29 protein-coding genes are annotated in these 25,624 nt (G+C 64.5%); 17 read left to right on the forward strand and 12 right to left on the reverse strand.

All coding sequences use genetic code 11. The annotated features are described in order from the left end of the window. On the reverse strand, positions 1–369 hold the full coding sequence (locus ACIPPQ_RS15435; RefSeq protein WP_446544948.1) for a PilZ domain-containing protein: 369 nt from the start codon (positions 367–369) through the stop codon (positions 1–3). Positions 370–460: 91 nt separating this feature from the next. Between ACIPPQ_RS15435 and ACIPPQ_RS15440 the strand changes: the two genes are divergently transcribed. The 5 genes from ACIPPQ_RS15440 (at position 461) to ACIPPQ_RS15460 (ending at position 4,154) form a co-directional block, all read left to right on the forward strand. Beyond that, a complete protein-coding gene (locus ACIPPQ_RS15440) occupies positions 461–880 on the forward strand; it encodes a response regulator transcription factor (protein ID WP_446544949.1) in 420 nt (139 codons plus the stop codon). Between the two features lie 99 nt (positions 881–979). Then, positions 980–1,516 carry a DUF4199 domain-containing protein gene (locus tag ACIPPQ_RS15445; RefSeq protein ID WP_446544950.1) on the forward strand — a complete coding sequence of 179 codons (537 nt, stop codon included), beginning with the start codon at positions 980–982 and terminating at the stop codon, positions 1,514–1,516. 61 nt (positions 1,517–1,577) lie between these two features. After that, positions 1,578–3,179 (forward strand): lysine--tRNA ligase, encoded by a 1,602-nt coding sequence (locus ACIPPQ_RS15450; protein ID WP_446544951.1) that lies wholly within the window; start codon positions 1,578–1,580, stop codon positions 3,177–3,179. Positions 3,180–3,189: 10 nt separating this feature from the next. Continuing rightward, the gene (locus ACIPPQ_RS15455) at positions 3,190–3,675 is read left to right on the forward strand and encodes a DUF3291 domain-containing protein (protein WP_446544952.1); all 486 of its coding nucleotides are present in this window, start codon (positions 3,190–3,192) and stop codon (positions 3,673–3,675) included. Beyond that, positions 3,672–4,154, forward strand: coding sequence for an asparaginase domain-containing protein (locus tag ACIPPQ_RS15460; protein WP_446544953.1), 483 nt, complete (start codon positions 3,672–3,674; stop codon positions 4,152–4,154). The genes ACIPPQ_RS15455 and ACIPPQ_RS15460 overlap by 4 nt, the downstream gene beginning before the upstream one ends. Here the strand turns inward: ACIPPQ_RS15460 and ACIPPQ_RS15465 are convergent, their stop codons facing one another. Continuing rightward, positions 4,155–5,186, reverse strand: coding sequence for a fatty acid desaturase family protein (locus tag ACIPPQ_RS15465; protein WP_446544954.1), 1,032 nt, complete (start codon positions 5,184–5,186; stop codon positions 4,155–4,157). Between the two features lie 163 nt (positions 5,187–5,349). Between ACIPPQ_RS15465 and ACIPPQ_RS15470 the strand changes: the two genes are divergently transcribed. Then, positions 5,350–7,971: an EAL domain-containing protein gene (locus ACIPPQ_RS15470; protein WP_446544955.1), complete on the forward strand. Its 2,622-nt coding sequence runs from the start codon at positions 5,350–5,352 to the stop codon at positions 7,969–7,971. Positions 7,972–7,983: 12 nt separating this feature from the next. On the opposite strand, the gene ACIPPQ_RS15475 is transcribed toward ACIPPQ_RS15470, so the two are convergent. From ACIPPQ_RS15475 to ACIPPQ_RS15495, 5 genes are all read right to left on the reverse strand, one after another. Next, on the reverse strand, positions 7,984–9,255 hold the full coding sequence (locus ACIPPQ_RS15475) for an amidohydrolase family protein (protein WP_446544956.1): 1,272 nt from the start codon (positions 9,253–9,255) through the stop codon (positions 7,984–7,986). A gap of 86 nt (positions 9,256–9,341) precedes the next feature. Further along, the gene (locus tag ACIPPQ_RS15480; RefSeq protein WP_446544957.1) at positions 9,342–10,013 is read right to left on the reverse strand and encodes a hypothetical protein; all 672 of its coding nucleotides are present in this window, start codon (positions 10,011–10,013) and stop codon (positions 9,342–9,344) included. Positions 10,014–10,103: 90 nt separating this feature from the next. Continuing rightward, the gene (locus ACIPPQ_RS15485; RefSeq protein WP_446544958.1) at positions 10,104–11,090 is read right to left on the reverse strand and encodes an RcnB family protein; all 987 of its coding nucleotides are present in this window, start codon (positions 11,088–11,090) and stop codon (positions 10,104–10,106) included. Between the two features lie 133 nt (positions 11,091–11,223). After that, the gene (locus tag ACIPPQ_RS15490; protein ID WP_446544959.1) at positions 11,224–11,769 is read right to left on the reverse strand and encodes a (2Fe-2S)-binding protein; all 546 of its coding nucleotides are present in this window, start codon (positions 11,767–11,769) and stop codon (positions 11,224–11,226) included. Between the two features lie 27 nt (positions 11,770–11,796). Then, entirely contained in the window at positions 11,797–12,564 is a 768-nt protein-coding gene (locus tag ACIPPQ_RS15495) for a class II aldolase/adducin family protein (protein WP_446544960.1), read from the reverse strand. A gap of 288 nt (positions 12,565–12,852) precedes the next feature. On the opposite strand from ACIPPQ_RS15495, the gene rpsU reads away from it, so the two are divergent. Both rpsU and ACIPPQ_RS15505 read left to right on the forward strand, forming a co-directional pair. Next, entirely contained in the window at positions 12,853–13,059 is a 207-nt protein-coding gene (gene rpsU / locus ACIPPQ_RS15500) for a 30S ribosomal protein S21 (protein ID WP_003047635.1), read from the forward strand. A 171-nt stretch (positions 13,060–13,230) separates the two neighbouring features. Continuing rightward, complete coding sequence (locus ACIPPQ_RS15505) at positions 13,231–13,767, forward strand: FKBP-type peptidyl-prolyl cis-trans isomerase (protein WP_446544961.1); 537 nt, start codon at positions 13,231–13,233, stop codon at positions 13,765–13,767. Between the two features lie 42 nt (positions 13,768–13,809). Here ACIPPQ_RS15505 and ACIPPQ_RS15510 read toward each other — a convergent pair whose 3' ends face one another. The 5 genes from ACIPPQ_RS15510 to pyrE are packed head-to-tail and all read right to left on the reverse strand — an operon-like array spanning position 13,810 to position 17,511. Continuing rightward, positions 13,810–14,934 carry an AI-2E family transporter gene (locus ACIPPQ_RS15510; RefSeq protein WP_446544962.1) on the reverse strand — a complete coding sequence of 375 codons (1,125 nt, stop codon included), beginning with the start codon at positions 14,932–14,934 and terminating at the stop codon, positions 13,810–13,812. A 19-nt stretch (positions 14,935–14,953) separates the two neighbouring features. After that, complete coding sequence (lepB, locus tag ACIPPQ_RS15515; RefSeq protein ID WP_446544963.1) at positions 14,954–15,790, reverse strand: signal peptidase I; 837 nt, start codon at positions 15,788–15,790, stop codon at positions 14,954–14,956. Between the two features lie 7 nt (positions 15,791–15,797). Then, positions 15,798–16,199 carry a holo-ACP synthase gene (acpS, locus tag ACIPPQ_RS15520; RefSeq protein ID WP_446544964.1) on the reverse strand — a complete coding sequence of 134 codons (402 nt, stop codon included), beginning with the start codon at positions 16,197–16,199 and terminating at the stop codon, positions 15,798–15,800. After that, a complete protein-coding gene (locus ACIPPQ_RS15525; protein WP_446544965.1) occupies positions 16,196–16,933 on the reverse strand; it encodes a pyridoxine 5'-phosphate synthase in 738 nt (245 codons plus the stop codon). Before ACIPPQ_RS15525 ends, acpS begins: the two co-directional genes overlap by 4 nt. Continuing rightward, on the reverse strand, positions 16,930–17,511 hold the full coding sequence (gene pyrE / locus ACIPPQ_RS15530) for an orotate phosphoribosyltransferase (protein WP_446544966.1): 582 nt from the start codon (positions 17,509–17,511) through the stop codon (positions 16,930–16,932). The genes ACIPPQ_RS15525 and pyrE overlap by 4 nt, the downstream gene beginning before the upstream one ends. A gap of 233 nt (positions 17,512–17,744) precedes the next feature. On the opposite strand from pyrE, the gene coxB reads away from it, so the two are divergent. The 9 genes from coxB (at position 17,745) to thrC (ending at position 25,620) form a co-directional block, all read left to right on the forward strand. Next, a complete protein-coding gene (gene coxB / locus ACIPPQ_RS15535) occupies positions 17,745–18,845 on the forward strand; it encodes a cytochrome c oxidase subunit II (protein ID WP_446544967.1) in 1,101 nt (366 codons plus the stop codon). Between the two features lie 15 nt (positions 18,846–18,860). Then, positions 18,861–20,534 carry a cytochrome c oxidase subunit I gene (gene ctaD, locus ACIPPQ_RS15540; protein WP_446544968.1) on the forward strand — a complete coding sequence of 558 codons (1,674 nt, stop codon included), beginning with the start codon at positions 18,861–18,863 and terminating at the stop codon, positions 20,532–20,534. 60 nt (positions 20,535–20,594) lie between these two features. Then, positions 20,595–21,506 carry a heme o synthase gene (locus ACIPPQ_RS15545; RefSeq protein WP_446544969.1) on the forward strand — a complete coding sequence of 304 codons (912 nt, stop codon included), beginning with the start codon at positions 20,595–20,597 and terminating at the stop codon, positions 21,504–21,506. Then, entirely contained in the window at positions 21,503–21,652 is a 150-nt protein-coding gene (locus tag ACIPPQ_RS15550) for a hypothetical protein (RefSeq protein ID WP_327455973.1), read from the forward strand. Before ACIPPQ_RS15545 ends, ACIPPQ_RS15550 begins: the two co-directional genes overlap by 4 nt. A gap of 8 nt (positions 21,653–21,660) precedes the next feature. Beyond that, the gene (locus ACIPPQ_RS15555; RefSeq protein WP_327455971.1) at positions 21,661–22,209 is read left to right on the forward strand and encodes a cytochrome c oxidase assembly protein; all 549 of its coding nucleotides are present in this window, start codon (positions 21,661–21,663) and stop codon (positions 22,207–22,209) included. Positions 22,210–22,289: 80 nt separating this feature from the next. Then, positions 22,290–23,165, forward strand: a complete 876-nt coding sequence (locus ACIPPQ_RS15560; protein WP_446544970.1) for a cytochrome c oxidase subunit 3 — start codon at positions 22,290–22,292, stop codon at positions 23,163–23,165. Between the two features lies 1 nt (position 23,166). Continuing rightward, on the forward strand, positions 23,167–23,559 hold the full coding sequence (locus ACIPPQ_RS15565; protein WP_446544971.1) for a DUF983 domain-containing protein: 393 nt from the start codon (positions 23,167–23,169) through the stop codon (positions 23,557–23,559). After that, on the forward strand, positions 23,552–24,196 hold the full coding sequence (locus ACIPPQ_RS15570) for an SURF1 family protein (RefSeq protein WP_446544972.1): 645 nt from the start codon (positions 23,552–23,554) through the stop codon (positions 24,194–24,196). The genes ACIPPQ_RS15565 and ACIPPQ_RS15570 overlap by 8 nt, the downstream gene beginning before the upstream one ends. A 26-nt stretch (positions 24,197–24,222) precedes the next feature. Beyond that, positions 24,223–25,620 carry a threonine synthase gene (thrC, locus tag ACIPPQ_RS15575; protein WP_446545033.1) on the forward strand — a complete coding sequence of 466 codons (1,398 nt, stop codon included), beginning with the start codon at positions 24,223–24,225 and terminating at the stop codon, positions 25,618–25,620. Positions 25,621–25,624 lie beyond the last annotated feature (4 nt).

Below are 25,624 nucleotides of genomic sequence, written 5' to 3' on the forward strand. Positions count from 1 at the left end.
CTAGCCCAGTCCGCGGCGGCCGAAGCTGACCGGGCGGGCGGTCTGGAAAATCTGCGACGGCTCGATCAACGCCGCACTGCGCGCGCGTTTCAGCGCATTGTAAAGCGGGCCGTGCGTCAGTTCATAGGGAAAGCGCACGCCCATGCGGTCATGTTCCGACCACATCACGACGGCGTAGGTGACCGCGCCGCCATAGTGGACTTCGCAGCGCGAGCGCGCCGGCATACTCGCCCCGTCGATCCGAGCGCCGCCCTCCGACAGGTCGGTGATCCGGCCGTCGACGAAGTTGAGCACGCCGTTGACGGTCACCTCGATCGAAACCGGGGTGCGCTTGTGGCCGCGGGCGGCGGGAGTGCGAAAACTGTCCATGTCCGGGACGTTACGGCACCATGGTAAATTTTCCGGTAACGATGTTGCCTCGCACCGGGACATTCTTGCAAGCGATGGCTCGTAATGGTCTATGCGGATGATGATCCACCCGATCATCCTCTATGGCATCGGTCTTGCCGCCGCGGCGTTCCTGCTCGAGTGGCTGAACTACAAACATCTTGTGCACCGCTGGTCGACCGAATTTTACGTCATCTGTATCGCGGTGATCTGCATCGCGCTGGGCATATGGGTCGGCAACCGGCTGACCGCACGGCCGCGCGAGCCCTTCGCGCGCAACGATGCGGCGATCGCGGCGCTGGGGCTCAGCGCGCGCGAATGCGAGGTGCTGGAGATGCTCGCGGCGGGACACGCGAACAAGGTGATCGCGCGCCAGCTCGATATTTCTCCCAACACGGTGAAGACGCATGTCGCGCGCGTTTATGAAAAGCTGGCGGTCGCCAGCCGGACGCAGGCGGTGCAGAAGGCGCGCACGCTCGACATCCTGCCGTAAAATAGGACGAGATCCCTCAAATCACCCGTTTGGGCGATAGATTCCTCCCGTTGTTCCGGTCCATCGCGCATGGCATTCACCATTTGGGGAGACAGGATCATGGGCAGGATTATTGCAGTTTATGGCGCCATCGCCGGCGTCATCGTCATTTTCGGCATGTTCATCAGCATCACCTTCGTCGCCGATCATGGCACGATGGGCATGGTCGCCGGCTATCTGTCGATGCTGGTCGCGCTGGTCTTCGTCTTCATCGGCGTCAAACGCTATCGCGACGTCAATCTGGGCGGCGTGATCACCTTCTGGAACGCGCTCGGGGTTGGCCTCGGCATCGGGCTCGTCGCGTCGCTTTTCTATATCCTCGGCTGGGAGCTTTATATGTGGCAGACCGGCGGGACGTTCATGGCCGATTATATCGCGCAAAGCGTCGAGGATATGCGTGCGGCGGGCAAGCCGGCGGCCGAGATCGCGGCCTTCTCGGCCGAGATGGGCGCGATGGCGGAGCAGTATAAGAACCCGCTCTTCCGCATGGCGTTGACCTTGACCGAGATATTCCCGGTCGCGTTGCTGGTGTCGCTCGTGTCGGCAGCGCTGCTGCGCAAAAGCAGCTTCCTGCCCGCGACGCAGCCGCGCGGGTAAGATCGATGGGAAGAAGGCCGGTCTTCTTCCCATCTTCGCTTCTTGCCGCTATGGGCGCGGCATGACTGACTTGCACCTTCACCCTTCGCTGCGCGAACCCGCGCAAACGTCCAAGGCCTGGCCGTTCGAGGAAGCGCGCAAGCTGGTCAAACGCTATCCCGATGGCAAGCCCGGGGGCGAGGCGATCCTTTTTGAAACGGGCTATGGTCCGTCGGGGCTGCCGCATATCGGCACCTTCAACGAAGTGCTGCGCACGACGATGGTCCGCCGCGCCTATGAAGCGCTGACCGGCGGGGCGGCGACGCGCCTCGTCGCGTTCAGCGACGACATGGACGGCCTGCGCAAGGTTCCCGACAATGTGCCGAACGGCGACATGCTGCGCGAATATCTGGGCAAGCCGCTGACCGCGATCCCCGATCCGTTCGGCAAGTATGAGAGTTTTGCGCATCATAACAATGCGATGCTGCGCGAGTTTCTCGACCGCTTTGGCTTCCAATATGAGTTTGTGAGCTCGACCGAGCAGTATAAGGCAGGCGCGTTCGACGACGCGCTCAAGAATGTCCTGCGCCACAATCAGGACATTCTCGACATCATGCTGCCGACGCTGCGCGCCGAGCGCGCCGCGACCTATTCGCCGATCCTGCCGGTCAGCCCCAAGTCGGGAATCGTGCTGCAGGTACCGGTGACCGTCGTCGATGCCGACAAGGGCCTCGTGTCGTTCGAGGACGAGGGTGAGACGATCACGCACTCGATCCTCGGCGGCGGCGCGAAGCTGCAGTGGAAGGTCGACTGGGCGATGCGCTGGGTCGCGCTGGGCGTCGATTACGAAATGTACGGCAAGGACCTGACCGACAGCGGCGTCCAGTCGGGCAAGATCGCCAAGGCTCTCGGCGGGCGCAAGCCCGAAGGGCTGATCTACGAGATGTTCCTCGACGAAAAGGGCGAGAAGATTTCGAAGTCGAAGGGCAATGGCCTCAGCCTCGAGCAGTGGCTCGACTATGGCAGCGAGGAAAGCCTGGCCTTTTTCGCGTACCGTGAGCCCAAGGCGGCGAAGCAGCTCCATATCGGCGTGATCCCGAAGGCGGTCGACGAATATCTGCAGATGCGCGGAAATTACGCGGCGCAGGAGCCTGACAAGAAGCTCGGCAACCCGGTGCATCACGTCCATGCCGCGCGCGGCGAGGACATGCCGAGTGCCGAACTGCCGGTGACCTTCGGGCTTCTGCTCAACCTCGTCGGGGTGATGGGCGCCGATGCGTCGAAAGAGCAGATCTGGCGCTATCTCGGCCAATATGTCGAGGGCGCGAATGCGGAAACCTATCCCGAGCTCGATGGGCTGATCGACAATGCGATGGCGTATAACCGTGACTATGTCGCGCCGACGCTGAATCGTCGCAAGCCGCAGGGCGGCGAGGGCGCGGCGCTCGCCGCCCTCGACGCCAAGCTCGCCGCGCTGCCCGCCGATGCCTCGGCCGACGATATCCAGAATATCGTGTATGAGATAGGCAAGAACGAGGCCTATGGCTTTGAAAATCTGCGCGATTGGTTCAAGGCGCTCTACGAGACTTTGCTCGGATCGAGCGCGGGGCCGCGCATGGGAAGCTTCATCGCGCTGTTCGGGATCGACAACACGCGGCGGCTGATTGCCGAGGCTTTGGCCTGAGGAGACGCACATGGCGGCGTATGAACTGGCGCAGATCAACATCGGCCGTTTCCGCCTGCCGCCCGACCATGTCGCCAACCGCGATTTCATGGACGCGCTCGACCATGTGAACGCGGTGGCCGAGGCCGCCGACGGCTTTGTGTGGCGGCTGACCGGCGAAGGCAATAATGCGACCGATGTGCCGGTGACCGAGGACCCGCATTTGATCGCGAACATGTCGGTGTGGCGCGATATCGATGCGCTCGCGGCTTATGTCTATCGCACGCCCGACCATCTGACGGTGATGAAACGGCGCAAGGAATGGTTCGAGCATATGGCCGTCTATCAGGCTTTGTGGTGGGTCCCCGCTGGCCACCGTCCGACGGTCGCCGAGGGCATGGCGCGCATCGCGATGCTCGACGCGCACGGCCCGACGTCAGAGGCTTTTACCTTCAAGCGGCCCTTCGCCGCCCCCGACGGCACCCCGGCGTCGCCGATCCAGGACGAATGCGCATGATCGAGATTTTCACCACCGGCGGGACGATCGACAAAGTCTATTTCGACGCGCTTTCGGAGTTCCAGATCGGTCCCGCGGCGATTCCCGACATGCTGCGCGAAAACAACGTCCACGTCCCGCACCGCGTCACACAACTGATGCGCAAGGACAGTCTCGAACTCGACGACGCCGACCGCGAGACGATCCGCGCCGCGGTCGCTGCGAGCGATGCCTCGCGCATCCTCGTCACCCACGGCACCGACACGATGGTCGTCACCGGCCGCGTGCTGGCGGGCATCGCGGGCAAGACGATCGTGATGACAGGCGCGATGCAGCCCGCATCAGTGCGCGCCAGCGATGCCGAATTCAACGTCGGCTTCGCGCTCGCGGCGGTGCAGACGCTGCCGCCCGGCATCTATGTCGCGATGAACGGGATGATCTTCGACCCCGAAAAGACCGTGAAGGACCGCGCCGGCGCAAGGTTCGTCCAAGAGGGCTGATCAGCCCTTCGCGGTGACCTGCCGCAGCACCGCCGCATAGCCTTTCGAAATCGTCATCGACTCATGCTTGCCCGCGCGGCCGAGCGCGGCATGGACCTGCGGCAGCCGGTAGCAGGGGATGCCCATGAACAGATGATGCTCGGCGTGATAATTCACCCAATATGGAGCGACCGTCGCGCGCGCCAGCCAGCCCGCGTGCGTGGTGCGCGCGTGGGTGAAGGGATCGTCGCTGCCGGTGGTCGTGCACGCATGTTCGGCGATGTTGCGGATGCGCAGGTAGAGCTGGAAGGTCGTCGCGAGCCCGACGAGCCAGAGCAGGTATGGCGTCCAGCCATAGAGCGCGAGCGACAGGCCGAGCAGCACCGCCTGCACGACGAGGAAGCGGCCGACCGCGCGCGCCACCGCCATCGCACCCGCGACATCGACCGTCGGTGACGTCATGCCGTCGTCGGACTGCTTGTTGAAGGGCGTCCCGGCCTTTGTGCTCGCACCGCTTTTCGCCGCCTCTTCGCCGCGGAGAATCGCCTTCAACCCGGTGAAGGCATATCCGAATTGCGCCATCCGCTGTTTGAAGAAGGTCTGGCCGGTCAGGTCGCGAACGACCTTGCGCCACAGGCTGGCGCGTGTGGTGGGGAAGGGCTTCGACAGCGCGAGGTCGGGGTCCTCGGGCTGCTGGGTGAATTTGTGATGCTGGAGATGGTAGGTGCGATAGGCGATGAGGTCCGATCCGACCGCTGCGCCCGTCAGCCACTGGCCGAGGAAATTGTTGATTTTCCGGTTCGGATGCAGCGCGCCGTGCGCGGCATCGTGCATCAGGATCGCGAGGCCGAGCTGGCGCCCGCCGACGAAGATCACAGCGACCACCCAGGCTGCCAGATTCTGCGACCATGCGGCGAACCCGACCAGCGCGACGCTGACGATCCAAGCATGGGCGACGAGCCAGATGCCGCGCCACGACGAGGCGCGTGTGATCGCCGACCATTCGGCGCGGTCGAAAAAGCGGTCGGGCGGAAACAGGCGGACAGCGGGCATATCCCCGTATAACAAGTTGCGAACCGAAACGTAACCCCTTCCGTTTTGGCACAATATCGGCGGAAATCACGGGCTTGCGGTAAGGATTTGGAAACCCCTTTTGGCCAGTGCCTCGATAGACAAAGCAGCGGGGAATGATGGGAAATTGGGGGTTCGGCGTAACTTGATCAGGCCAGCGGACCGCGACTTGCCACCGGGCGAGTTGCTGTTCGATTCGCCCGAATTCGTCACGCACCTGATGCGCGTGGCCAAGCTGTGGCACTATGTGCTGATCGGCCGCGTCCTCGCGTTCCTGACCTTTGCTTTCCTGCCGGGTCTGGCCGGTTTCCTCGATCGGCCCGCGCAATGGCTCGTGATGGCGGTCGGCCTGCCGTGCGACGTCGTGCTGACGGTGATCGGGCAGGCGATGCGCAAGCCGCGACCGATCGCGCACGACCGGGTGCGACTGCTCGCGATGCTGTGCCTGGCGCTGATCGCACTCGGCACGTTGCTCAGCGCGGCGGCGATGTTCGCTGCGCTGGCGATACCCGACGGCAGCGCCCATTTCGACAGCTTTACCGCGATCCAGATCGGATCGCTGCTCGTTGCCGCTTCGGCTGCCGCGATCGTCCGCCCGGCTTTCTTCGCATTCGCGGGGGCGACCGCGCTTGGCGGGGCGATCGGCGTGGCGTCGTGGCCGTTCGCGGTCGCTGGGGTCGCCTTCCTCGGCCTGCTGATCGTGATGATGCGCGAGGATATCCGCCATCAGCGCCGCGCCACGCGCGCCGCGCGGCTGAGCGTCAGCGACCAGCAACGCGCGCTGAACCTGATGCGCGATTTCGAGCGCGCGGGTCGCGGCTGGTTTTGGGAAACCGATCGGGACGGCCGGCTCGTCTATATCTCGCCGACCGTCGCGGCTCGGCTCGGGCTGTCGCTGTCTGACCTGCTGGGCCAGCCCTTCACCGATATCATCCGCAAGCGCATCGGCAATGACGAGAGCGAGGAGCGCACGCTGGGTTTCAGCCTGTCGTCGCGCACGCCGTTCAAGGAATTGACGGTTCAGGCCGCGGTGCATGGCGAAGAGCGCTGGTGGTCGATCTCGGGTCACCCGATCAGCAACGAACTCGGCAATTTCCAAGGCTTTCGCGGCAGCGGCACCGACCTGACCGACAAGAAAAGGTCGGAACGCGAGATCAACCAGCTCGCGCGCTACGACACGCTGACGGGCCTCGCGAACCGGCGCCACATCACCGACCTGCTCGAACGCGCGCTCAAGAGTCACAGCGGCCAGCCGCAGCCCTGCGCGCTGCTGCTGATGGACCTCGACCGTTTCAAGGCGGTGAACGACACGCTGGGGCACCCCGTTGGCGACCAGTTGTTGCAGCAAGTTGCGGGGCGGCTGACGCAGATCGTCGGCGACAAGGGGCAAGTAGGCCGGCTCGGCGGCGACGAGTTCCAGATTGTCGTGCCGCAGATGGCGCAGCCCGAGAAGCTTGCGGGCATCGCCAATGCGATCATCCTCAGCCTTGCGAAACCCTTCGCGATCGAGGGCGAGCAGGTGCGCATCGGATCGTCGATCGGTATCGCGGTGTCGGACGGGCAGGGAGTGAGCGCGTCGGCGCTCGTCCGCAACGCCGACCTTGCGCTCTATGCGGCGAAGGACGCGGGGCGCGGCGTCTATCGTTTCTATGCCGATGCGATGCACAATCAGGCGAGCGAGCGAAAGGCGATCGAGGATGCGCTGCGCGACGCGCTGGCGAAGGATGAACTGAGGCTTCTCTACCAGCCGATCGTCGATGTCGGCAGCGAGCGGATATCGGGGTTCGAGGCGCTGATCCGCTGGCACCACGGGACCGAGGGCCTGGTCAGCCCGTCGAAGTTCATCCCGATCGCCGAAGAATCGAACCTGATCGTACCGATCGGCGAATGGATCATTCGCTCCGCCTGCGCCGCGATCGCGCATATCGGCCCCGGCTACCGCGTCGCGGTCAATGTCTCGCCGCGTCAGTTTGCGAACGAAAAGCTGCCCGCGACGATCATGAGCGCGGTGTCGGCGGCGGGGATCCGCCCCGAACAGCTCGAGCTCGAGATTACCGAAGGGGTGTTCCTCGACGAGAGTCCTGAAAATCTCGCGATGTTCCAGAAGCTGAAGCGCACCGGGGTGCGGCTGGCGCTCGACGATTTCGGGACCGGCTATTCGGCGCTCGGCTATCTGAAGAAGGCGCCGTTCGACAAGATCAAGATCGACCAGAGCTTCGTCCTCGGCGCCGCCGACCCGAGCAGCATGAACGCCGCGATCATCTCGTCGATCGTCGGGCTGGCGACTGCGCTCGACATGGAAACCACCGCCGAGGGCGTCGAGACGCATGACGACCTTTCGTTGATCCGCGGGCTCGGATGCAGCCATGTCCAAGGCTATATCTATGGCAAGCCCATGGACCTCGTCGAGGTGCTGGCGCTGCTGCGCGAGGGCGGGGGACGTGCCGAAGCGCGCGGATACAGAAGCGCGCGCGAACCGCGCCTCACCACCTTCCGCACGGTCCAGATCGGCAGCGGCGGCTATCGATATGAAGCGATCATCCGCAATATGTCGTCGCGCGGCGCGCTGATCGAGGGGCTGTGGAACGTGCCGCCGGGAACCGCGCTGACGCTCGAATTCGGACCCGACCAGTCGTTCGATGCCGAGGCGCGCTGGTCGGCGGGCAATCGCGTCGGGGTCCAGTTCGCCATTGCGGTCGATACCGACGCGCTGATCGGGCCAAGGATTGCCGCGTCGGCGCGGGGACGAATCCGCCGCGCCGCCTGATAGGCTGCGGGGTCAGTCGGCGATACGGCCGCGTACCATTACCCAGTCGACCTTTTCGAGCACGGTGACATCGCTCAGCGGATCGCCGCTGACCGCGATCATGTCGGCCGACATGCCGGGAGCGATGCGGCCGATCTCGTTGTCGAGCGACAGCAGCTTTGCCGCTACGGTCGTGGCACTCGCCAGCGCCTCGCCCGGGGTGAGGCCGCGCTTGACGAGCAGGGCGAACTCCTGCCCGTTGCGGCCATGCTCGAACACGCCGGCATCGGTGCCGAAGGCGATCGGCACGCCGAGCGCCTTGGCGCGCGTCACCGCCTTGCCGACGTCGTTCATCGTCATCCGTACCTTTTCCTCGACCGTCGGGGTGTAAATGCCCTTGCCGAGGCGCTCCTTGATGCCCTCGAACGCCATCAGCGTGGGGACGAGATAAGTGCCCTTCGTCTTCATGACCTTCAGCGTCGCGTCGTCGGCGAAGGTGCCATGTTCGATGCTGTCGATACCCGCCGCCGCCGAAGCGGTGATGCCGCCCGCGCCATGCGCGTGCGCCATGACCTTCAGGCCCAGCGAGTGCGCGGTGTCCGCGATGCTCTGCAATTCGGCGCTGGTGAAATGGCCCTCCAGCCCGCGCGCTTGCTGCGACAACACGCCGCCGGTCGCGGTGATCTTGATGACGTCGGCGCCGGCGCGCGACGCCTTGCGGACCTTTTCGGCGCATTCGAGCGCACCGGTGCAGGTATAACCCTGATCGAGCACGTCATGGACGTCCTCGCGAAAGCCCGTCACGTCGCCGTGCCCGCCGATGATCGAGAGTGCGGGGCCGGCGGCGACGATGCGCGGCCCTTCGATAAAGCCGTTCGCGGTGCCGCGGCGGAGCGCATAGGCGGTATATTGCGCCGACCCCGCCTCGCGCACGGTGGTAAAGCCCGCGCGCAGCGTGATCGCGGCATTTTTCGCGCCGACGACGACGCCCCACTCGTCGGGATCGACCGCTTCGCTGCGATAGTCGCCGCCCGGATCGCCGGTCAGATGGACGTGAAGGTCGATGAGGCCGGGAAGCAAGGTCTTGTCGCCAAGGTCGACGATTTCGGCGCCGGCGGGCGCCTCGGCGCGGCCGGGGGTGATCGCGGTGATGCGGTCGTCGGTGATGGTGACCGTCGAGGGCCCTTGGGCGGGCTTGCTGGCGTCGGTGATGACCCGTCCGGCATAGACGATAGTGGTTTTCGCATAGGCCGTCGTGCCGAGCAGCGCGAGCGTCGCGGCCGCGACCATTCCCAGTTTACGCATGAAGTCTCCCCTGTCTGATTGTGCCATCGTGGCGCGCCGGGTGGGGGAGGGCAAGCGAGGAGTGAGTTTGGGGTGGGAAGCGGACGTTATGCGCGGCCCTGTGCCAGGATCGTCGACAGTTGGCTCAAGCCGTTCGGCGATTGCTCCCAGAATGGCGATAGCTCGCCGGGGAATCTGTCTTTCAAATCATCCAGGACCGGCGCAGCAAACGGTTCGGTCAGACGAGCCAGCCACTGATCTAGCGGAAATCCGGCCAACGCCGCTCCGCAAAGGACGCCCTCGGCTTCTCGGCCCACCCAACCATCTTCAGCTTCGGACAAATCCTGCTCCAGCGCTCGCTCGAACCAAGCGTCCAATAGCTCGCTCACCGCTTGCTGCTCTTCCGTTCCCCAAGATCGCCATTGTGCCAAGGCCAGCTTGTTCAATACGATTTCAGGGTTGTTGGCGTTGCCGGGATCGTTAACCGATATTTCCAGAATACGCGGGAGCAGATATCGAAAGTCTTGGTCGCTGCCGATCGTGTAGTAGGCGCCCGACACATAGCGCCAAAGCGCTTGTGCGGTGATTTCCGGTAGTGGAGTTGTCAGTAAAACATCTACATTTCGCGTGTCGACGCAACAAGGGCAGCCTTCTATGGCCGATGGCGCTGGCGTCGCAAAATGCCTGTAAACTGAATGAATGGCGTCCCGAACGCGAACGTCGGAAGGCGGTAAAGAAGAATCGGCCATACCTCGAACATGGCGTTTGAATCCGCTCACAGCAACGTCCGCAATCGATCGAAAGCGGACTCCAAAAAAAGGGGCCGGCGAACCGGCCCCCAGTTTGTCATCTGATAACCGAAAGGAATATTACCAGAAGAAATCGTAGATCACGTCGACCACTTCGCCCGAATAGGTATCGACCAGAAGCGCGTCGTCATAATAGCGGACCCAGCGATAACCCCCGTAGGCGGGCGGCAGGCGGTAATAGCCCGGATCGTTGATCCAGTAGCGCTGGCCGTAGAAGAGCGATCCGAGCGTGAAGCCGATGCTGAACCGCGTGTAGTTGTAGCCGCGATACGGGTTGTAATAGCGCGGCATGCGGTAATAGCTGCGGTTCCGGTCGCGATAGCTGCGCCAGTCGTATCGCCGGTCGCTGCGCCAGTCGCGGCTCCACCGGTTGTTGCGGTCGTTCCGGTCCCAGCGGTCGTTGCGGCCGTCGCGATAGCGCCGGTCGACAGAGCCGTTGCGGTTGTTGTCCCAACGACGGTCGACGCGGTTGTTGTCGTTCCGGTCCCAGCGGCGATCGAGGTCGCCATTGCGGTTGCGGTCGTAGCGGCGATCGACCTGGCCATTGCGGTTCCGGTCCCACTGGCGGTCGACCTGACCGTCGCGGTTCCGATCCCACTGACGATCGGTGCGGCCGTCGCGGTTTCGGTCATAGGTGCCGCGCTGGCGCTGTTCGGCCTGCCGCTGCTGCCACTGCTGACGCTGGGCCTGCCGTTGCTGGTCGTTGCCACGTTGCTGCTGCCACTGCTGGCGTTGCGCGTCGTTGTTGCCGCGCTGCTGTCGCCATTGCTCGCGCTGCGCCTGTCGCTGCTGATCGTTGCCGCGCTGCTGGCGCATTTCGCTGCGCTGCTGGCGTTCCGCACGCGGCTGCTGGTTCTGCTGGCGTTCAGGCCGTGCCTGACCACCCCAATTGCCGCCGCGGCGCACTTCGGGACCGCGTGGGCCGCGGTCTCCCCGGTCGCCGCGCTGCGCGACCTGAACCCGTTCGCCCGATGCCTGTGCGGCTGCGGGGGCGATGGGGGTCAGGATCGTTGCAGCGATCAGCAACCCTCCGAACATCTTCTTCATCTCGCCATTCTCCAACTCATGTCCCGTTTGCTGGAGACGCCAGCCGGGATGATGAGGTGATTCTTACGCCCCGCAAGATGATCGATCGCTGACCGGGCCGTTGCCTGCGGTTCAGCTAGATGAACGGGTGCGTTCAGCGTCCGGGCGGCAGGCGCAGCGCGGGGACGGCCCCTGCCGCATCCTCGGGTCGGATGCCCGGCGGCGGCGCGGCGGCGATCCGCTCCTCGCCGCGGATCACGCGGCCCGCGAGGCGGATCGCGGTCCGAATGCGCGGATAGGTGCCGCAGCGGCAGATATTCGTCATCGCCGCATCGATCTCGGCGTCGCTGGGATTGCTGTTCGACCGGAGCAGCACCGCGGCGGCCATGATCATGCCCGACTGGCAGAAACCGCATTGCGGCACCTGCTCGGCCACCCACGCTTGCTGCACGGGGTGGCTGCGGTCGCGCGCGAGCCCCTCGATCGTCGTGACAAAGCGCCCCTCGCATTCGGCGATCGTGACGAGGCAGCTGCGAATCGGCTCGCCGTCGATGTCGACGGTGCACGCGCCGCAATCGCCTGTGCCGCACCCATATTTGGTGCCGGTCAGGTTCGACGCGTCGCGCAGCGCCCACAAGAGGGGCGTTTCGGGGTCCATACGATATTCGACCGGGCGGTCGTTGACCGAGAATCGCGTCATGCCGCCCCTGTTAGCCGAATGGACGGATTAGTCACGCCAGCTCGTGTCGATCTTGTCGACCTTGCGCACCATCGCGTCGAATTCGGCCTTGCCCGACTGGCGGCCGGGGATTTGCGCCATGTAAAGGTCGCGCTGGTGGACCTTCACGACATCGTCGCTGATCAGGATCGGCTTGCCCATGCTCATCGTCGCGAGCTGGATTTCGCACGCGCGCTGGAGCGCCCAATATTTGATGAAGGCGTCGGTCAGCGACTTGCCCATCACCACGGGGCCATGGTTGCGCAGCATCAGGATGCGCTTGTCGCCCAGATGCTCGACGAGCCGTACCCCCTCTTCCTCGCGCACCGTGATGCCCTCGAAATCATGATAGGCAAGCTGGCCCATGAAGTTGCAGGCATAGAAGTTCGTCGGCTGCAACCCGCCCTCGAGCCCGCACACCGCCATTGTCGCGGTGGTGTGGGTATGGATGATCGCGTGCGCGTCGGGCAGGACGCGGTGGAACAGGCTGTGCTGGACGAAGCCCGCCTTGTTGACGTGCCACGGATTGTCCTCGTCCAGCTTGTTGCCGTCGATGTCGATCTTGATCAGGCTGGAGGCGGTGACTTCGCTGAAATGCATCCCATAGGGGTTGATCAGGAAGGCGCCTTCCTGATCCTCCAGCTTCACCGTGATATGGTTGAAGATCATCTCGTCCCAGCCCATCATCGCGAAGATGCGGTAACAGGCGGCAAGCTCCTGCCGCGCTGTCCATTCGGCTTCGCTATATTTGCTGTTGCGCTGGAGCTGGGTCGCCATGGCCTGTCCCTTTGTCATGTTAGTTTCGTCCTGCTACCTATGCCATAAGGCGAGGGGCGGACACAATCCCGCGAGCGGGCAGGGCGGTGTCACGGTGCGACGAGGGTGCGGCAGAGGCGGTTCACCGCGCGGGGGCTTGCATTTTGCCGCGAATCTCTCTAGTTGGCTGCCCATCGGAACGTCGCGTGATCGCGGCGCTCTTTTTATTGCCCGAATATCGGCGATTTACGGCAAACCGGGTTGCCCGGTGGACCAAATCGTTTTGACGAACAGGAGACGACACGGCGTATGCAGATCATCGTTCGCGACAATAATGTCGACCAGGCCCTTCGCGCGCTCAAGAAGAAGCTGCAGCGTGAGGGCGTGTATCGCGAAATGAAGCTGCGCCGTCACTACGAGAAGCCCAGCGAAAAGCGCGCCCGCGAGCGTGCCGCCGCTGTCCGCCGCGCCCGCAAGATGGAGCGCAAGCGGATGGAGCGCGACGGTATCAAGTAAGACCGTCTCCCGTTCGGGATCCTGATCGTGAAAAGGGCGCTGCGGCAACGCGGCGCCCTTTTTCGTTATGCACGACGCGCGCATATTGTCTCTGGACCGCCGCGCGGCACAGCGCCTATAGGCCTCGCCAGCATTTTCGCCCCGGCCGGGGCAGCGGAAGGATCATCCAAGATGAGCGTAACGACGGTTCCATTGCGTCCGGTGAGCAAGGGCGGCCTGTGGCTGATGTGGTTCGGCCTCGCGGCGCTGCTCGTCGCGGGCGCGGCCCTTGCCTGGCACATGACCCCCCGCATCGGGTTCGAAGTGGTCAAGGAAGGCACGGGGAAGAGTCCGACCAAGGCCGATGTCGTGCTGGTGAAATATGAAGGCAAGCTCGACGACGGCACCGTTTTCGACGCCAATGAACAGGCGCCGATGCAGGTCGCGCAGGTCGTTCCGGGCTTTTCCGAAGCGCTGACCCGCATGAAAAAGGGCGGCGAATACAAGATCAGCATTCCGCCGCAGCTTGGTTATGGTGACCGGGAGACCGGGCCGATCCCGGCGAACAGCACGCTGCACTTTACCGTGACGCTGCTCGATTTCCGTTCGGAGGCCGAGGTTCGCGCGATGCAACAGCAGATGCAGCAACAGCAGCAGATGATGCAGCAGCAACAGATGATGCAGGGCGCCCCGGGCGGCGCCCCGGCGCCGGGCGGGCCGCCGCAATAAGCGGCACGAACTGACAAGAGAAAAGCCGAAGCGGCGGCGGGTTCAGGAACCCGCCGCCGTTTTCGTTTTGGCGGTGTCGGCGTTGCGTTCGGCTTCGCGTTCGAGCGCGACCTTGATCATCGCGACGATCGGGTCGGCGAGGAACAGCCCCATCAAGCCGAGCAGCGCGCCGAACAATATCTGCGCGCCGAGCACGAGCGCGGGGGCGAGGTCGACCGTCTTCTTCGCGACCATCGGGACGATCAGGTAACCGTCGACCGTCTGGACGATGAAATAGATGGCGATCGCCCAGAGGCCGGTATCGGTCCCCGCCGAAAAGCCGACGAGCACGAGCAGCACGCCCGACACGATCGCGCCGATATTGGGGATGAAGGCGAGCAGGCCGGTGAGCAGCCCCATCAGCGCCGCCATCGGGATGCCGACGGCAAGGCAGGCGAGCCAGGTCCCGATCCCCTCGACGAGCATGCCGAGCAGGCGCCCCGCCATCAACCGGCGCAGCGTGAAGCCCATGCGCGCCGTGGTAATATAGAAATTCTCGCGGCTCTTCATCGGCAGCATCCACGCGACGCCGCGCTCGTAAAGCCGCGGCTCTATCGCGATGAAGATGCCGAGCACGATGATCATGACGAGGCTGGTGAGGCCGCCGAGCACGGTGCCGACCGCCGCGGTAACGCGGCCGACGGTGCCGGCGATATTATCGGTGATCGTCTTGGTGTCGAGTTGGAGATTGCCCATGCCATGATCGCTTGCCCACGCGGCGATGCGTTCGATCTGTGCCATCACGACGGTCTGCAGCGTCGCCGCCTGGTCGGCGATTTGCGATCCCGCGAACATGATCGTCCAGCCGAGGAAGGCGAGCAAAGAGAGGCAGACGATGAGCAGCCGCCAGCCGCGTCCGATCGGCAGCACGCGGCCGAGCAGGCGCGTGCCGCCGTCGAGCATCGATGCCATCACGATACCGGCGAAGATCAGCAGGATCGGCTGGATCAGCACGATGCAGACGCCGATGAGCAGCGCGAGGCCGATCCAGACGCCGGCCTTCAGAAGCTCGGTGCGGACGAGCTGGCTGCGAATTTCGGTGGGGCCGGGGGCTTCGCGGTGCGCCTCGGCCTTCGCGGCGGCGCTGGCGGCTGTACGCGTTGCCGCTGGTTTTCGTGTCGCCGCCATCACCTGTTCCCCGTTGTGCCTAGTCGCTCTGACGCTCGGGGCGCAGATCGGTTCCGGCGCGGCCCGATCGCAGGGCGTTAAACCAGCTCAAGGGGTTGTACCATTCGGCTGTTCCGTCGGTCGAAAAACTGATGATCTCGGCGCGCCCGGCGATCGCGTCGAACGGGACGGGGCCGCCGAGGCCCTTCTGGTTGGTGCCGACGCGGCTGTCGGCGCTGCCGTCGCGGTTGTCGCCCATCAGGAACAGGTGATCGGCGGGGACCTTGATCGGACCATAGTCGTCGGTCGTATAGCCGGGGCCCATGTCGATCGTGTCGAAGGTCGCCCCGCCGGGAAGCGTTTCGCGGACGATCGGAAGTTCGAGCACTTCCTTTCCGTCGGCACCGCGGCTCACGAACCGGAAGAGGCTGCTGTCGGGGCCTGGGGTGTTGAGATCAACCGGGATCGCCAGCATCGGCTGGACCTCGCGCTTCACCGGCTTGCCGTTGATGCTGAGTTCGCCGTTACGCAGCTCGATCGTGTCGCCGGGCAGGCCGATCACGCGCTTGATATAGTCGATGCGCGTCACCGGATGCTCGAGCACCACGATATCGCCGCGCTCGGGCAGCTTGCCGAACCAGCGTCCCGCGACCTTGGGCGCGAGGTGGAAACTGACCGACGAATAGGACCAGCCATAGGGATATTTGCTGACGATCAGCCGGTCGCCATTGCGCAGCACCGGCATCATCGAATCGGACGGGATATAAAAGGGCTTGGCGACACAGCTGTGGATGCCGAGCACGAGGAGCAATATCACCACGACATCGCGGATCAGCTTGCCCCAGCCCCCGTCATCCTTCGTCTTGTCCTTCGCCATTATTCATTCAGTCCTTGATTGCTTCGATGATGACAAAGGCCTGCGCCCACGGATGGTCGTCGGTCAGCGTCAGATGGATATGCGCGGTGTGTCCCGCGGGGATCATCGCGGCGAGGCGTTCGGCGGCACCCCCCGTAAGCGCCAGTGTCGGCGCGCCCGAGGGGGCGTTGACGACGCCGATGTCCTTCATGAAGACGCCGCGCTTGAAGCCGGTGCCGACGGCCTTCGAGAAGGCTTCTTTCGCGGCGAAGCGCTTGGCGTAGGTTCCCGCACGTGTGAACGGGCGCCGCGCCGCCTTGGCGCGCTCGACATCGGTGAAGACGCGATTTTCGAACCGCTCGCCGAAGCGGTCGAGCGACGCTTGGATGCGCTCTATATTACAGAGGTCGGAACCGAGGCCGATAATCACAGCGCGCCCCGCGCCTCGTCCATCAGCGCGCGCATCCGGCGCACCGCGGGATCGAGCCCGGTGAAGATCGCCTCGCCGATCAGATAGTGGCCGATGTTGAGTTCGGCGAGCTGCGGGATCGCGGCGACGGGCACGACATTCTCATAGGTCAGGCCGTGGCCGGCGTGCGGCTCGATGCCATTCTTCCACGCCAGCGCCGCGGCGTCGGCGAGGCGGCGCAGTTCGGCGGCGCGTTCCTCGCCCTCGACATGGGCATAGCGACCGGTGTGGAACTCGACGACGGGCGCGCGCAGCCGCATCGCCGCCTCGATCTGTCGCGCGTCAGGTTCGATGAACAGGCTGACGCGGATGCCCGCGTCGTTCAGCCGCGCGACGATCGGGGCGAGGTGGTTGTGCTGCCCCGCTGCGTCAAGCCCGCCCTCGGTCGTGCGCTCCTCGCGCTTTTCGGGGACGATGCACGCGGCGTGCGGGCTGTGGCGCAGCGCGATCTCGACCATCTCGTCGGTCGCCGCCATTTCGAGGTTCAGCGGCAGGTCGGTCGCGGCCTGGATGCGCGCGAGGTCGTCGTCGCGGATATGGCGCCGGTCCTCGCGCAGGTGCGCGGTGATGCCGTCGCCGCCGACCGCCGCGACGATTTCGGCCGCGCGCACCGGGTCGGGATGCTCGCCGCCGCGCGCGTTACGGATCGTCGCGACATGGTCGATGTTGACCCCGAGGCGAAGCCGCTGGCTCAATTCGCGCGGCTCCCGGGCTTCATCGCCTTGGTCTTCGCCAGTTCGGGCGGCAGCTCGTCCTCGGCATAGGTCGGGAAATTGATCGCGACGAGCGGGTAGAAGGGCACGCCGAGTTCGACATGACCCGCCGACCGGTCGACGAGGGCGGCTTCCGCGACGACTTCGCCGCCCGCGGCGCGCACCGCGTCCATCGCTTCGCGCGACGACAGGCCGGTGGTCACGACATCCTCGACCATCAGCACCTTCGCGCCGGGTTCGATCGCAAAGCCGCGGCGCAGTTCGAAGGTGCCCGTCGGGCGCTCGACGAAAATCGCGGGCTTGCCGAGCGCGCGGCCCATTTCATGCCCGATGATCACCCCGCCCATTGCGGGCGAAACGACGATATCGATCGTCTGTTTGAGTTCTCGCGGCAATTTGGCGGCGAGCGCGACAGCAAGCCGACCCGCACGCTCGGTATCCATCAATACGCGCGCGCATTGCAGGTAATATTCGCTGTGGCGGCCCGAGGAGAGCAGGAAATGGCCCTGCAGCAGGGCGTCGGCGGCGCGGAACTCGGCCAGGATTTCGTCATCGGTCATGGGAGAATTATTCTTTTGTCCTGTGCGTCGCCCGTGGCGGGCGAGCGGGTTTGAGCGGCGAAGATTATCCAGCCGCAAAATAGTGTTAGAGATGCTTGAGGCAAGCGGCAAGCGGGTCTATAGCGCCCGCGAGATTCAGCCTGTCCGATGGCTGCGTGGACCTGTGTCCAGCAGTGGGGAAAGGCCGGCTGGGGCATCAATAAGAACAACAGGCAACGGGCGGCACTATCCTTATGAAGAGCTTGAAAACCCTTGTAATTGCGGCTGCTTTGTCGCTCGGCGCGATGGGCGCCGGCCATGCGCAGGCACCCGCGACGGCTCCGGCCGAAGCACCCGCCGCAACGGCTCCGGCGAATCCGGCTCCGGCCGCCGCCGATGCGGCTGCTCCGGCAGCGGCGCCGGTCGCGACGACCGCCGCGGCACCGGCTGGCGATGCGACCTATGTCCCGATGAAGCCGACCCCCGGGGTCGGCCAGCCGATCGACAAGGGCATCGATTTCCAGCCGCAGGTCAGCCCGATCGGCGAACAGGCATATTGGTTCAACCATGTCATCCTGCTCCCCGTCATCACGGTGATCACGCTGATCGTCCTCGGTCTTCTGCTCTGGGTGATGTTCCGTTTCCGCGCCAAGGCGAACCCGGTTCCGTCGAAGACGACGCACAACACCTTCATCGAAATCATCTGGACCGCCATTCCGGTGCTGATCCTCGCGGTGATCGCGGTGCCGTCGATCCGCCTGCTCGCGGCGCAGTATGAGCCACCGAAGAAGGATGCGCTGACCATCAAGGTCACGGGTTACCAATGGTATTGGGGCTATGCCTATCCCGACCAGGGCATCGGCGAATATGTCTCGAAGATCCTGCCCGAAGACAAGGCGAAGGCCGCGGGTGAACCCTATCACCTCGCCGTCGACAACCGCATGGTCGTCCCCGTCGGTCGTCAGGTGAAACTGATCATCACCGGCGCCGACGTGATCCACAGCTTCGCGGTCCCGGCCTTCTGGACCAAGATGGACGCGGTCCCCGGCCGCGCCAACGAAACGACGTTCACCGCGAACAAGGTCGGCGTCTATTACGGCCAGTGTTCGGAACTGTGCGGCGTTGATCACGGCTACATGCCGATCGCCGTCGAAGTGCTTCCGGTGGACAAGTGGGAAGCGTGGGTCCGCTCGAAGGGCGGCAACCCTGCTGGTCCGGTCGCCGCGGCTCCTGTCGCTGCCGCGCCGGCGCCCGCTACTGCGGCACCTGCCGCAACGCCGGCCGCCGCGCCGACCGCTGCACCCGAAGCTGCGCCCGCAGCGGCTCCTGCCGCTGCGCCGGCCGCCAAGAATTAATAAGGGGTCCGACAGATGACCGATATCGCTGCAACTGCACCCGATCATGGCCATGCCGTCCATGCGCATGACGACCATGATCACGACACGCCCGGCTTCTTTGTCCGCTGGTTCATGTCGACGAACCACAAGGACATCGGCACGCTCTACCTGATCTTCGCGATCGTCGCCGGCATCGTCGGCGGCGCGCTTTCGGGCATGATGCGTCTCGAACTCGCCGAACCCGGCGTCCAGTATCTTTCGGGCTGGGCCAGCGCCCTTGGCGGCGGTGCCGACGAGGTCGCGGGCAAGCATTTCTGGAACGTGATGATCACCGCGCACGGCCTGATCATGGTGTTCTTCATGGTCATGCCGGCGATGATCGGCGGCTTCGGCAACTGGTTCGTGCCGCTGATGATCGGCGCGCCCGACATGGCGTTCCCGCGCATGAACAACGTGTCCTTCTGGCTGACGTTCGTCGCGTTCTTCATGCTCGTCGGCTCGATGTTCGTCCCGGGGGGCAGCGGTCATGGCGCCGGCACCGGCTGGACGGTCTATGCCCCGCTTTCGACCAGCGGCTCGGCAGGCCCGGCGGTCGACATGGCGATCTTCTCGCTCCACCTCGCGGGCGCGGCTTCGATCCTCGGTGCGATCAACTTCATCACCACCATCTTCAACATGCGCGCACCCGGCATGACGCTGCACAAGATGCCGCTGTTCGTGTGGTCGGTGCTCGTCACCGCCTTCCTGCTGCTGCTCGCGCTGCCGGTTCTCGCTGCGGCGATCACCATGCTGCTGACCGACCGCAACTTCGGCACCACCTTCTATGATGCGGCCGGCGGCGGCGACCCTGTCCTCTATCAGCATCTCTTCTGGTTCTTCGGCCACCCCGAAGTGTACATCATGATCCTGCCGGGCTTCGGCATCGTCAGCCAGATCATCTCGACCTTCAGCAAGAAGCCGGTGTTCGGTTACCTCGGCATGGCATATGCCATGGTCGCGATCGGCGTCGTCGGCTTCATCGTGTGGGCGCACCACATGTTCACGGTCGGCATGAGCGTGAACCTCAAAATGTACTTCACTGCGGCGACGATGGTCATCGCGGTCCCGACGGGCATCAAGATCTTCAGCTGGATTGCCACCATGTGGGGCGGTTCGATGACCTTCAAGACGCCGATGATGTGGTCCTTGGGCTTCATCTTCATGTTCACCGTCGGCGGCGTGACCGGCGTCGTGCTCGCCAATGGCGGCGTCGACACCAACCTGCACGACACCTATTATGTCGTCGCGCACTTCCACTATGTTCTGTCGCTGGGCGCGGTCTTCTCGCTCTTCGCCGGCTTCTACTACTGGTTCCCGAAGATGTCGGGCCGGATGTACAACGAGTTCCTCGGACAGCTGCACTTCTGGGTCTTCTTCATCGGCGTGAACGTCATGTTCTTCCCCCAGCACTTCCTGGGCCAGCAGGGCATGCCGCGCCGTTACCCCGACTATGCGGAAGCCTATGCCTATTGGCATTACATCTCGTCGTTCGGCTATGTGATCATGGCCGCCGGCATGGTGTTCTTCTTCGTGAACATCCTCTACTCGCTGTTCGCCGGCAAGAAGGCCGCCGACAATCCGTGGGGCGAAGGCGCGACGACGCTCGAATGGACGCTGTCGAGCCCGCCGCCGTTCCACCAGTTCAACGAACTGCCGCGTATCGCCTGATTTGTGTTGCCCCCTGCCGTTTGACGGCAGGGGGCGCACGATTTTCGGGCCGGAGTAAATATGGCGCAGAGCCTGACCCACGGCGAAACGGCGTTACCCGCCGATTGGCGCGACCTGTTCGCGCTGACGAAGCCCCGCGTGATGTCGCTGGTGGTGTTCACCGCCTTGTGCGGCTTGCTCGCGGCGCCGGGCAGCGTCCCGCCCGTCCTTGCTTTCTCGTCGATCCTTGCGATCGCGCTGGGGGCAGGGGCTTCGGGTGCGCTCAACCAATGGTATGAAGCCGGACTCGACGCCAAGATGAAGCGGACCGCCGGGCGGCCGCTTCCCGCGGGGCGCCTCGATCCGCAGACTGCGCTGCAATTCGGCGTCGGGCTTGCCGCCTTTTCGCTGTTCCTGATGCTCTTCGCGTCGAACTGGCAGGCGACCTTGCTGCTCGCGGTCTCGATCCTTTTCTACGTCTTCGTCTATACGATGTGGCTGAAGCCGCGGACGCCGCAGAATATCGTCATCGGCGGCGCCGCGGGTGCGTTCCCGCCGCTGATCGGCTGGGTCGCTGCGACAGGTTCGATCGCCCCGCTGCCGGTGCTGCTCTTCCTTCTCATCTTCCTGTGGACGCCGCCGCATTTCTGGGCGCTCGCGCTGTTCGTCCGCTCGGACTATGCCGCCGCGGGCATTCCGATGATGCCCGTCGTTGCGGGCGAGAAGTCGACGCGGCGCCAGATTCTTTTTTACGCCGTCATCATGGCGATCGGTGCGATCGCGCCCTGGCCGCTCGGCTATACCGGCGCGCTCTATGGCTGGACCGCGATGATCCTGTCGGCGGTCTTCGTGCTGCTGTCGATCCAGGTCGGCACGCGCACGACGGGCGAGGGCGACCTCATGCAACCCGAAAAGCGCCTGTTCGCTTATTCGATCGCCTATCTTTTCATATTGTTCGGCGCTGTCGTTGCCGACCATTGGTGGCCGCTATGACCGAAAAACCGAATCTCGAACCCTTCGACGAGGCCGAATATCGCCGCCGCCAGCGCAGCCGCGCGAACATGATGGCGTGGATGCTCGGCGCGCTCGCGATCCTGTTCTTCTTCATCACCATCGCAAAGATGCAGATTTTCTCATGATCGGGCGCATGTCTCCGAACGCGAAGACCGCGAGCTTCGCCGCGCTGATCGCGGTCGCGATGACGGGCCTCGGCTTTGCCGCCGTGCCGCTGTACGACCTGTTCTGCCGCGTCACCGGGTTCGGCGGCACGACGCAGCGTTATGACCCGGTCGCTGCGGCGGCCGAGCCCGAGATATTGAGCCAGACGATCTCGGTGCGTTTCGACGCCAATGTCTCGCCGAACCTGCCGTGGAAATTCTATCCCGAGCATCCGCGCGATACGGTCAGCGTCGGCGCGCGCGACATGGCGATCTTCATTGCCGAAAATAATTCGGCGCATCCCGTTGTCGGGACCGCCAGTTTCAACGTCACGCCCGACCAAGCGGGCAAATATTTTACCAAGATCCAGTGCTTCTGCTTCACCGAGCAACGGCTCGAGCCGGGGCAGCAGATGCGCATGCCGGTGTTGTTCTTCGTCGATCCGAAGATCATGGACGACCCCGACGCGCGCGACGTGCAGGAAATCACCCTCAGCTATACCTTCCACCCTGTAGACGAGGGTAAAAAGGCGAGCTAAGGCCGCGAACAAGAGTCTAACAAGACCGGCAGATGATGGGGAATCGTCATGCTGGGGCTGCTAAAAACGGGAAACACGCCATGTCCGGTGCGAAACATCATGACTATCACCTCGTAAACCCCAGCGTCTGGCCGCTCATCGGCTCGGTCGCTGCACTCGTGATGTTCTTCGGGCTCGTCATGGCGATGCACGCGGATTATTTCGGCGGCATCGGCAAGTGGGTCCTCGGCCTCGGCTTCATGGGCGTGATCGCCACCTTCTTCAGCTGGTGGTCGGACGTCATCAACGAAGCCCACGCCGGCGACCATACCCCGGTCGTTCAGCTCCATCTGCGTTACGGCATGATCCTGTTCATCGCATCGGAAGTGATGTTCTTCGTCGGCTGGTTCTGGGCGTGGTTCGACTTCTCGCTCTTCCCGGTTCCGATCGAATATGCCGAAGGCGCGGTCACCTCGCTGTTCGGGCAGGATGGCGCCGCGGCGATCACCATGTGGCCGCCGAAGGGCATCGAAGTCATCGATCCCTTCTCGCTGCCGCTGCTCAACACGCTGATCCTGCTCTGCTCGGGCACGACGATCACTTGGGCGCACCACGCGCTGATCCACGGTGACCGCGAAGGCCTGAAGAAGGGCCTGTGGCTGACGATCATCCTCGGCGTCGTCTTCTCGACGATCCAGGCATATGAATATGCTCACGCGCCGTGGGGCTTCGGACAGAGCAACTACAGCTCGGCCTTCTACATGGCGACCGGCTTCCACGGCTTCCACGTGCTTGTCGGCACGATCTTCCTGATCGTCTGCCTCGTGCGCACCTACAAGGGCCACTTCACCCCGACCCAGCATTTCGGGTTCGAGGCCGCGGCCTGGTACTGGCACTTCGTCGACGTCGTGTGGCTGTTCCTCTTCATCATCGTCTATGTCTGGGGCGGCTGGGGCGCGCCGATCGCCGCGCACTAAATTGCCGACTGGCGACAAAATTCAAAAAGGGCAGCCGCCGGTCTGGCGCGCTGCCCTTTTTGGTCTCTGCCCCGAATGCGGCGCGCCGGCCCTGTTCGACGGGCCGGTAAAGTTTCGTCCGAAATGCGAAAGCTGCGGGCTCGATTATGGCCGCTATAATGTCGGCGACGGCCCCGCGGCCTTCCTGACATTGATCATCGGCGCGCTGTTGATCGCGATCGCGCTCACGCTCGATGCCGTCGTGCGCCCGCCCTTGTGGGTGCATGTCATCCTGTGGGTGCCCTTGACCGCCGCCGCGGTCGTCTATGGCCTGCGCGTCGGCAAGGGCGCCTTGCTGGCGAGCGAGCACCAGCGTCAGGCGGCCGAGGGCCGCAAGGTGGACAAGCATGACTGAACCAGCCCAACAGCCCGCGCGGCGCTGGCCGCTGATCCCCACGATCCTCGTGCTTGCCGCGGTCGCTGTCATGATCGCGCTCGGCGTCTGGCAGCTCCAGCGCAAGAGCGAGAAGGAAGCGCTGATCGCGCTGTTCCAGCGCAACATGGCGATGTCCTCGACCGTCGCTTATCCCGAACTGCCGCCCGTTGCCGACGCCTTCCTCTATCGCAAGAGCAGCATCGTTTGCCTCGATCCGGTGGGCTGGGATCCGCGCAGCGGCACCGACCGCAAGGGCAAGTCGGGCATCCGCATGATCGCCGAGTGTCGTACCGGCGCCGAAGGTCCGGGCGTGCTCGTCGATGTCGGGATCGGCGACACTTTCACCCCGCCCCAATGGACGGGCGGAACGGTGCAGGGGACGATCGTTCCCGGACCCGAACAGCCGACGGTGATGGAACGCGCGATGGGCAAGGCGAGCCCCGCGCGCGCGATGCTGATCGCCGATCAGCCGGCCGCGGGCCTCCGCGCCAGCGCGGTTCCCTCCGCCGACGATACGCCGAACAACCACCTGGCCTACGCGTTCCAATGGTTCTTCTTCGCGATTGTTGCGCTGATTATCTACGTCCTCGCGGTCCGCCGCCGCTTGCAGCCGTGACGGCGCGCCGCTAGGCGCTGTCCGTGATGGACTATATCAGCACTCGCGGCTCCGCGCCGACCCTCGACTTTCGTGCCGCGACGCTCGCGGGCCTTGCCAGCGACGGTGGCCTGTATGTGCCGGCAAAATGGCCGCAGATGTCGACCGACGAAATCCGCGCGCTCGCGGGGCTCGACTATGCCGAAACCGCGGTACGGATCATGCGCCCCTTCGTCGCGGGCGTGCTGACCGAGGACGAGCTGCGCAGCCTCTGCCGTGCCGCCTATGGCCGCTTCAGCCATGACGCGGTAACCCCGCTCGTCCAGCTCGACCATCGCCACTGGCTCCTCGAACTCTTCCACGGCCCGACGCTCGCGTTCAAGGATGTCGCGCTGCAATTGCTCGGCGAACTGTTCGAAAAGTTCCTCGCGGGCGGCGACACCGACATCACGATCGTCGGTGCGACCTCGGGCGACACCGGGTCGGCGGCGATCGAGGCGGTCGCGGGGCGCGAACATATCCAGATCTTCATGCTCCATCCCGAAGGCCGCGTGAGCGACGTCCAGCGCCGCCAGATGACGACGGTGCTCGCGCCCAATGTCCATAACATCGCGATCGACGGCAGCTTCGACGACGCGCAGGCGATGGTGAAGCGGCTGTTCGGCGACGAAGAGGCGCGCGCGCAGGTGAACCTGTCGGCGGTGAACAGCATCAACTGGGCGCGGCTGATGGCGCAGGTCGTCTATTATTTCTACGCCGCGGTGCGGCTCGGCGGGCCCGACCGCCCGGTTGCCTTCTCGGTGCCGACGGGCAATTTCGGCGATGTGTTCGCGGGTTATGTCGCGGCGCAGATGGGGTTGCCGATCGCAAAGCTCGTCGTCGCGACGAACGTCAACGACATCCTCCACCGCGCACTGACCAGCGGCGACTATAGCGCGGGCACGGTGACGCCGACCGCGACGCCGAGCATGGACATCCAGGTCAGCAGCAATTTCGAACGGCTGCTGTTCGACCTAGCGGGCCGCGACGGCGCCGCGATCACCGGCATGATGGGCGAGTTCGACAAGAACCGCGCGATGTCGATCCCCGCGGACATGCTGGCGGGCGCGCGCGGACTCTTCTCGAGCGCGAGCATCGACGGCGACGCGATGGCGCTCGCGCTGCGCTGGGCGCAGGAACATGGCGGGCAGATCATCGATCCGCACAGCGCGGTCGGCCTCGCGGCGGCGCGCGCGCTCGACATCGATGACGATATTCCCGTCGTCACGCTCGCGACCGCGCATCCCGCGAAGTTTCGCGAAGCGGTCGAGCGCGCGACCGGCGTGCGCCCGCCGCTGCCTGCGCGGCTCGGCAATCTGTTCGATCGCGAAGAGCGTTACGAACGCCTGCCGGGCGACTATGACGCGGTGAAGGCGTTCGTTCTCGCGGAAGCGGCGCGTGGCTGACCTT

This window comes from Sphingopyxis sp. LARHCG72 (assembly GCF_052871675.1).